This window comes from Oleiphilus sp. HI0123, from assembly GCF_001635315.1.
On the sequence record NZ_LWGE01000520.1, the window covers coordinates 1 to 649 of the forward strand.

At 44.2% G+C, this 649-nt stretch carries 2 protein-coding genes; both read left to right on the top strand.

The annotated features are described in order from the left end of the window. Positions 1 to 338: Holliday junction resolvase RuvX (gene ruvX / locus A3761_RS04875; protein ID WP_068749925.1), on the top strand; the 338-nt coding region annotated here is incomplete at its 5' end. Further along, the coding region (locus A3761_RS04880; protein WP_255374919.1) for a phosphoribosyltransferase family protein at positions 331 to 649 on the top strand (319 nt) is incomplete at its 3' end. The genes ruvX and A3761_RS04880, both read left to right, overlap by 8 nt.

Genomic DNA, 649 nt, shown 5'->3' on the forward strand with positions numbered 1-649 from the left:
GAGAGGGGATTCCTGACTGGGAAGTAATTGAACAATTGGTAGAAGAATGGAAACCGACAGGCTTTGTCGTTGGTTTACCTTTGAATATGGATGGCTCTGAAAGCGATATGTCATTGCGAGCGAAGAAGTTCGGTAAGCGCTTAAAAGGCCGTTTTAATAAACCGGTCGATATGATGGATGAGCGGCTCTCAAGCTTCGAAGCTAAGCAGGCGGTGAAAGCTAGAACGGGTCGGTACGTAGATTTTGGGGATCACTCGGTTGACGGTGCCGCAGCATGTTTAATACTAGAAAGCTGGTTTGCAGCAATGAGTGACAATAAAGGAACTGACAATGCATGATGAACAAGCTGTAGAAGCCTTATTGGGTGCGATGTCACAGCAACTAAGCCATTATTTGGCAGAAAAGAATATCACTGACTATGAGTTTGTCGGGATTCGCACCGGCGGTGTTTGGGTCGCTAAGGCTATTCAAAAAAGTTTGGCGAATGAAAAACTGATTGGTGAGCTTGATATATCTTTCTATCGCGACGACTTTACTCAAATTGGTTTGAATCCAAAAGTTGAGCCATCTAGCTTGCCCTTCGAAACAAAAGATAAGCATATCGTTTTATTCGATGATGTCTTAATGTCTGGCCGTACTGTGCGTGCAG